Raw genomic sequence first — 6,734 nt, forward strand, 5'->3', positions numbered from 1 at the left:
TTCCAACACCAACGCTACTGGCTCAACACCCCCACCCAGACAGGGGACGCGGCAGCCATCGGCCTGGACCCCGCGCATCACCCACTGCTGGGCGCGGCGGTCGCGGTGGCCGAGGGGGAGGGCTATCTGCTCACCGGTCGGCTTGCCCTGTCCACCCACGCCTGGCTCGCCGATCACGCCATCGCCGGCGCCGTCGTCCTCCCCGGGACGGTCTTTCTCGAGATCGCCCTCCAGGCGGGCCATGGTGTGGACTGCCACCGAATCGAGGAACTCACGCTGCACGCACCGCTGTTCATTCCGGAGGAGGGAGCGGTGCAGGTGCAGGCATGGGTGGCGGCGCCGGACGAGTACGGGCGCCGAAGCCTGACGGTGTCCTCCCGACGCGAGGGGACGTACGAGGACGCCGCGTGGATGCGCCATGCGACGGGCCGGGTCGGCCCCGAACCGACCGAGCAGGATGAGGCCATCGCACGGTTCGTCGATCCGCGAGGCGACGACGTGGCGGCGGTCTGGCCACCGCTGGGTGCCGTCGCGTTCACAGCAGACGACTTGGAGGACCTGTACGGCGGGTACGCGGCGCGGGGATTCGGGTACGGCCCGGTGTTCCGGGGGCTGAGGGCGGCCTGGCGCCATGGCGAGGACATCTTCGCCGAGGTGTGCCTACCTGACACGGTGGACGGCGACGTCTCCCGTTTCGCCGTCCATCCCGCCCTGCTGGACGCCGCCCTGCACGCCGCCGCCCTCCGTCCGGCCGACGAATCTCCCGGTGGGGCCCTGCCCTTCTCCTTCAGCGGGGTGAGTCTGCACGGTCCCGGAGCGTCGACCCTGCGGGTGCGCCTCAGCCCGGACGGCCAGGCGCGGGGTCGGCACGCACTGTCGGTCGCTGTGTCCGACGGCGAGGGGCGGGCGGTGGCCTCGATCACGTCGCTCGCGGTCCGCCCCGTGTCGGCACAGGAACTGCTGGCGGCCTCCGGTGTGGCTCGGCGCGACTCGTTCTTCGCGGTCGAGTGGGCGGCCGCCCCGGCACCGACGTCGCCGTCTGCTCCGCAACGCCTGGCCACGGTCGGGCCCTGCGACTCTCTCCCCTCGGTAAGCGGATACGCGAACCTCACCGACCTGGCCGCCGCAGCGCCGGAGGCGGGGGAGGCGGCGCCCTATGCGGTCGTGGTCGACTGCGGCCGCCGCGACGCGCGTCGCGCCACCGCCGTGCCAAAGGACGTACGGGCCCTCACTCAGCGCATCCTGGGCCTGCTGCAGAAGTGGTTGGCGGACGAGAGTCTGGCCGCGAGCCGGTTGGTCGTGCTCACCCGTGGTGCGGTGGCCACCACACCAGGGGAGGATGTGGCGGATCTGGCGGGCGCGGCGGTGTGCGGCATGGTGCGCTCCGCGCAGTCGGAGCATCCCGGCCGGTTCGTCCTGCTCGACCTCGACCCGGGCCTTGACCGCGACGGCGGGGAAGTGCCACCGACCGTTGTTCCGGCGGCGCTTGCCTGTGGCGAGCCGCAGCTCGCCGTGCGTGCGAACCGGCTCCTCGTGCCCCGGTTGACCCGCGTGCCTGCTCCCGTCCCCGTCTCCGTTCCCGCTCCCGTTCCCGCCACCGACTCAGTCGGCCAGGACCTCGCGCCCACGACCTTCGACCCCGACGGCACCGTACTGATCACCGGCGGCACGGGCGCGCTCGGCGCGGTGCTCGCCCGCCATCTGGTCAGCCGTCACGGCGTACGACACCTCCTGCTGGCGTCCCGGCGCGGGGCCGACGCACCCGGCGCCACCGAGCTGCGGGCGGAGCTGGCCGATCTCGGCGCGGAGGTGACAATGCGCGTCTGTGACACCGGCGACCGCGGCGCGCTGGCCGATCTCATCGCGGGGATTCCCACCGGGCACCCGTTGACCGGTGTCGTCCATACCGCGGGTGTCCTGGACGACGTCACCGTTTCCTCTCTCACTCCCCGACACCTGGACACCGTGCTGGCGCCCAAGGCCGATGCCGCCTTCCATCTGCACGAGCTCACCCGCTCTGCCCAGCCGCGCGCCTTCGTCCTGTTCTCCTCGGCCGCCGGCGTCCTCGGCGCGCCCGGGCAGGGCAACTACGCCGCCGCCAATGCCTTCCTCGACGCCCTCGCCGAACACCGGAGGGCGCAGGGCCTGCCCGCCCTGTCGCTCGCGTGGGGCCTGTGGGAGCAGGGCAGCGGCATGACCGGGCATCTCGACGGCACCGACCGGGCCCGCATCACCCGCTCCGGGCTCGCCCCGCTCGCCACCGGGGACGCCCTCGCGCTCTTCGACGCCGCCCTCGTCGGCGATCGGCCGTCTGTGGTGCCCGCCAGGCTGGACCTACGGGGTTTGAGCGCGGTCGAGACCCCCGCGCCCTTGTTCTCCAGGATCGTCCCGGCTCGTACGGCCCCTCGCCGCACCCCCGGGGCCGAGCGCGCCGCTGACCTTCGTACCCGCCTCGCGGCCCAGGACGCCGCCGAACAGCGGGACACCCTTCTCGCGATCGTCCGCGCCCACACTGCCGCCGTGCTGGGGCATGACACGGCTGCCGCCGTCCGACCGGACTCGGCCTTCCGCGAGCTGGGTTTCGACTCCCTCGCCGCCGTGGAACTCCGCAACCGCCTTCAGGCGACCGCCGCCCTCCCCTTGCCCGCGACCGTCGTCTTCGATCACCCCACCCCCGCCGCCCTCGCCGACCAACTGCGTACTCAGCTCTGCCCGGACGCGCCGTCCTCGGCAGCGGCCACGGCGACGGCGGCGCTGGCGGAGCTGGCCAGGCTGGAGTCCGCCGTCTCCGACTCGGCGCTCGACGACGACACGCGCAGCGGCCTCGCGGAGCGCCTGCGGTCCCTCGCCCGCAAGATGAGCAGCGGCCGTGTCGCTGACCATGATGGCGTCGCCGCGGGCCCGGACCTCCAGTCGGCTACGGACGATGAGGTGTTCGACTTGATCGACAAGGAGGTCGGCCGAGACTGAGCCGACGCAATGACGCCATCGCGGGGTCGCAACGGACGACGGCGCCCGACGAAGGCCGGGCGCCGTCACTCGTCTCGCCGCTCAGGGCGCGGCACGGTTGTTCAAACCGCACGGTTCATGCCACATGGTTCATGCCGCACACCGAATGCCGCACGGCTCATTCGGTTCATCCGGCTCGTTCTGTTCATTCGGCCGGCAGGTGCCGGTGCAACCACGGGGTGTCGGTGTTCATCCGCAGCGCCGCGGCCTCGGCCGCCTCCGCCACCGCCTCGGCACCGCCGTCCGCAGCCGCTCGGGCCGCCTTGGCGGCGTCGGCCGCCGCCTTGGCCACGGCCTCTGCCTCGGCGGCCGCCCGACGGCTGTGTTCCGCGACAGCGTTGGCGATCTCGGCGGCCTTCGCGGCGGCCCCGGCCTGGGCCCGCGCGGCGGCTTCCGCGGCTGGGCCGGCCTGGGCACCGGCGGCAGCCGCAGCGGCCGCGGCCTCGGCCGCGCGGGCGGCGGCCGCTGCGGCGGCCTCGGGCGACGTCGCCCGCCCGGCTTCTCCGGCCGCCAGCCTGGCGGTTCGGGCCGAGGCTTCCGCGGCCGAGGCGGCGGTCGACAGGGTCTCCGCCGCCTCGGCCACGGCGCTGCCCCCCGCGGTGCCGGCCGCCGTCGCCTGGGCCACCTCGGCGGCGGCCGCGCGAGTGGCGGAGGCGATGGCCTCCGCCCGCCTGGCGGCGCTCAGCGCGCGCCGCGCTGGGATGTCCGGAACCTTCTCCGCCGCTGTCCGACTGACACTGGTCATCCAGAACTCATCTCCTGGTGGAGTGCTTTCGCGATGAATTGCGAGGGCCCGGCAGGGTACCCCGCATGGCTCGGCTTCCGGTGGAGTCCTCTTCGCCGGAATTCCGGGGTCTTCAGGGGGTTCCACGCCGTGTGCGGTGTTGCCATGGTCATCGCCATGACCCAAACAGCTGGAAAAACCGCACTGGTGACCGGGGCGTCGCGGGGCATCGGCGCGGCCATCGCCCGAAGGCTCGCCGCAGACGGTGTGCTGGTGGCCGTGCATTTCGGGCGGCGGAAAGCGGACGCCGAGGAAACGGTCGCGTCGATCGAGCGGTCCGGAGGGCAGGCATTCGCCATCAGGGCGGACTTCGCGGCCGACGGCGCCCTCGACACGCTCTTCAGCGAGCTCGAGGCCGGGCTCGCGGGCCGGCCACTGAACATCCTGGTGAACAACGCCGCCGTCTACGCCGACCCGGACGACCGGGCGGCCACACAGGCGGACAGCTATGTGGCGGGCATTTCCGAGGTCACCCCGGAGGAGTTCGACCGCATCTTCACCGTCAATGTACGGGCGGCGTTTTTCGTCACCCAACGGTCCCTGCCGCTCCTCGCCGACGGCGGCCGGGTCATCAACATCTCCTCCGCTGTCACCAGGATCGCCTGGCCGCTGCTTCCCTACGCCATGAGTAAGGGCGCCCTTGAGATCATGGCGCCCAGGCTGGCCAATGAGCTGGGACACCGAGGGATCACCGTCAACACCATCGCGCCCGGCATCACCGACGACACCGAGACCAACAGCTGGCTGCACCACGTGCCCGGGGCGGCCGAGGGCGTGGCCGCCATGACCGCACTCCGCCGGCTCGGCCGGCCGTCCGACATCGCCGACGTCGTCGCCCTCCTCGCCTCGGACGAGGCCCGCTGGGTCACCGGACAGCTGGTCGACGCCTCCGGCGGCATGGCCCTCGCCCCCACACCACCGGGCGCGTAGCGGCCGTCATCCGTCGTCACGAGGCGGATCGAGTCGGGCCACGGCACGGCGCAGGGGCGGCGCGAACCTGCTCATCAGACGTACGAGACGCGCATCCGGCGTCACGGTCGCCACGGGCGTGTTGCGGGCGACCGCGCGCAACACCGCCGTGGCGATTTTCTCCGGCGGGCAGCCGCGCCGCCCGAGCGTCCGCGCAGCCCGCTCCCGCAGCTTCGCCTGCTCCTGTTCCGACACCCCTGCGAAGTGCATCGCCGCCGTGAAGGAGGTGTTCACAAAGCCCGGGCACACCGCGCTCACCCCCACCCCGAACTCCGCGAGTTCCGCTCTCAGACACTCGCTGAGCATCACCACGGCGGCCTTGCTCGTCGCGTACGCCGGGACCGCCCGCGTGGGCTGGAAGGCGGCGGCCGACGCGATCGTCACGATGTGCCCGCCCTGCCCGCGGTCCGCCATCTGCCGGCCGAAGAGCCGGCAGCCGTGAATGACCCCCCACAGATTCACGTTCAGCGTGCGCTGCCAGTCCGCGAGGGATGTGTCCAGGAACCGGCCCGACATGCCGATGCCGGCGCTGTTCACCAGGACGTCCACGACCCCGTGCGCGTCGAAGACGCGCTCGGCGAGCCGCTCCATGGCGGCCGCGTCGGCGACGTCGACGGACTCCACCCATGTGTCGGCGGCGCCCAGCGCCTTGGCCAAATCCGCACTGGCCGACGCGGTGCGGGCGTTCCGATCCGCACAGACCACCCGCGCCCCCGCCGCGGCGAAGGCACCCGCCGTCGCCCGTCCGATTCCGCTGCCGGCGCCGGTGACCAGTACCAGCCGGCCGCGAAAGCGCCTGGCATGCCGGGACGATTCCATGGCTACCGCCTCTCGGGAGGAGTCCAGAAGCGCTCAGAAAGAAAGAGCGAAGGGCAGAGACAGACTGCACCCTTTATGGCGAACGGTCGCGCGCCGCCGGCGCATTCTGGGGTGTTTAGGGGGTGCAGCGAACGATAACCAATTCCCTAAGATCGCTTGACGCCCTGAAGGTCCTGAGGAATCACTCACGGCTTGAGGAATGTCGAGGAGATGCCGTAAATGGCCAATGAGGAAAAGCTTCGGGACTACCTCAAGCGGGCGACCGCGGAACTCGTCCAGGTGCGCCGCCGCCTGGCGGAGATCGAGTCGGGGGAGCAGGAGCCGATCGCCGTGGTGGGGATGGCCTGCCGTTTTCCCGGCGGTGTGCGGTCGCCTGCGGAATTCTGGGAGTTGCTGGCCTCCGGCGGCGATGCCATTTCGGGATTTCCGGTGGACCGGGGTTGGAATGTCGAGGCGCTGTACGACCCGAATCCGGATCGGGGGCGGACCGGCACGTCGTACACCCGTCACGGCGGTTTTCTGTACGACGCCGCCGACTTCGACGCGGGGTTCTTCGGGATCAGCCCGCGCGAGGCGCTGGCGATGGACCCGCAGCAGCGGCTGCTGCTGGAGACCTCCTGGGAGGCGCTGGAGGGCGCCGGTATCGACCCGGCCGCGCTGCCCGGGGGCCGCACCGGCGTCTTCGCCGGGATGATGTACCACGACTACGCCACGCGCCTGCTCGATCTCCCCGACGGACTCGAGGGGCTCGTCGGCAACGGCAACGCCGGCGGGGTGCTGTCGGGTCGGTTGGCGTACACCTTTGGTTTTGAGGGTCCTGCGGTGACGGTGGACACGGCGTGTTCGTCGTCGTTGGTGGCGTTGCATCTGGCGTGTCAGTCGTTGCGGTCGGGGGAGTGTTCGCTGGCGTTGGCGGGTGGGGTGACGGTGATGTCGACGCCGGGGGTGTTTGTGGAGTTCTCCCGTCAGCGTGGTCTGGCGGCGGACGGGCGCTGCAAGCCGTATGCCGCCGCGGCGGACGGCGTCGGCATGTCCGAGGGCGTGGCCGTACTGCTGGTGGAGCGGTTGTCGGATGCGCGGCGCAACGGCCATCGGGTGTTGGCGGTGGTGCGGGGGAGTGCGGTGAATCAGGATGGTGCGTCGAATGGGTTGA

General features: G+C 72.0%; 4 protein-coding genes and 1 pseudogene. 3 read left to right on the forward strand and 2 right to left on the reverse strand.

Translation table 11 applies throughout. The features are described 5' to 3' along the window. On the forward strand, positions 1 to 2,970 hold a 2,970-nt coding region (locus PV419_RS52535), incomplete at its 5' end, for a type I polyketide synthase (protein ID WP_319701190.1). A gap of 184 nt (positions 2,971 to 3,154) precedes the next feature. Here the strand turns inward: PV419_RS52535 and PV419_RS52540 are convergent. Then, complete coding sequence (locus PV419_RS52540) at positions 3,155 to 3,754, reverse strand: hypothetical protein (protein WP_319701191.1); 600 nt, start codon at positions 3,752 to 3,754, stop codon at positions 3,155 to 3,157. A gap of 156 nt (positions 3,755 to 3,910) precedes the next feature. Between PV419_RS52540 and PV419_RS52545 the strand changes: the two genes are divergently transcribed. Further along, complete coding sequence (locus tag PV419_RS52545) at positions 3,911 to 4,723, forward strand: SDR family oxidoreductase (protein ID WP_319701192.1); 813 nt, start codon at positions 3,911 to 3,913, stop codon at positions 4,721 to 4,723. A gap of 6 nt (positions 4,724 to 4,729) precedes the next feature. On the opposite strand, the pseudogene PV419_RS52550 reads toward PV419_RS52545, so the two are convergent. Next, positions 4,730 to 5,590 (reverse strand): annotated as a pseudogene (locus tag PV419_RS52550) (SDR family NAD(P)-dependent oxidoreductase); the annotation flags it as partial. Positions 5,591 to 5,800: 210 nt separating this feature from the next. Here PV419_RS52550 and PV419_RS52555 point away from each other — a divergent pair. Continuing rightward, on the forward strand, positions 5,801 to 6,734 hold a 934-nt coding region (locus PV419_RS52555; protein ID WP_319701193.1), incomplete at its 3' end, for a beta-ketoacyl synthase N-terminal-like domain-containing protein.

The organism is Streptomyces sp. ME19-01-6 (assembly GCF_033793745.1).
Classification (GTDB): Bacteria; Actinomycetota; Actinomycetes; order Streptomycetales; family Streptomycetaceae; genus Streptomyces.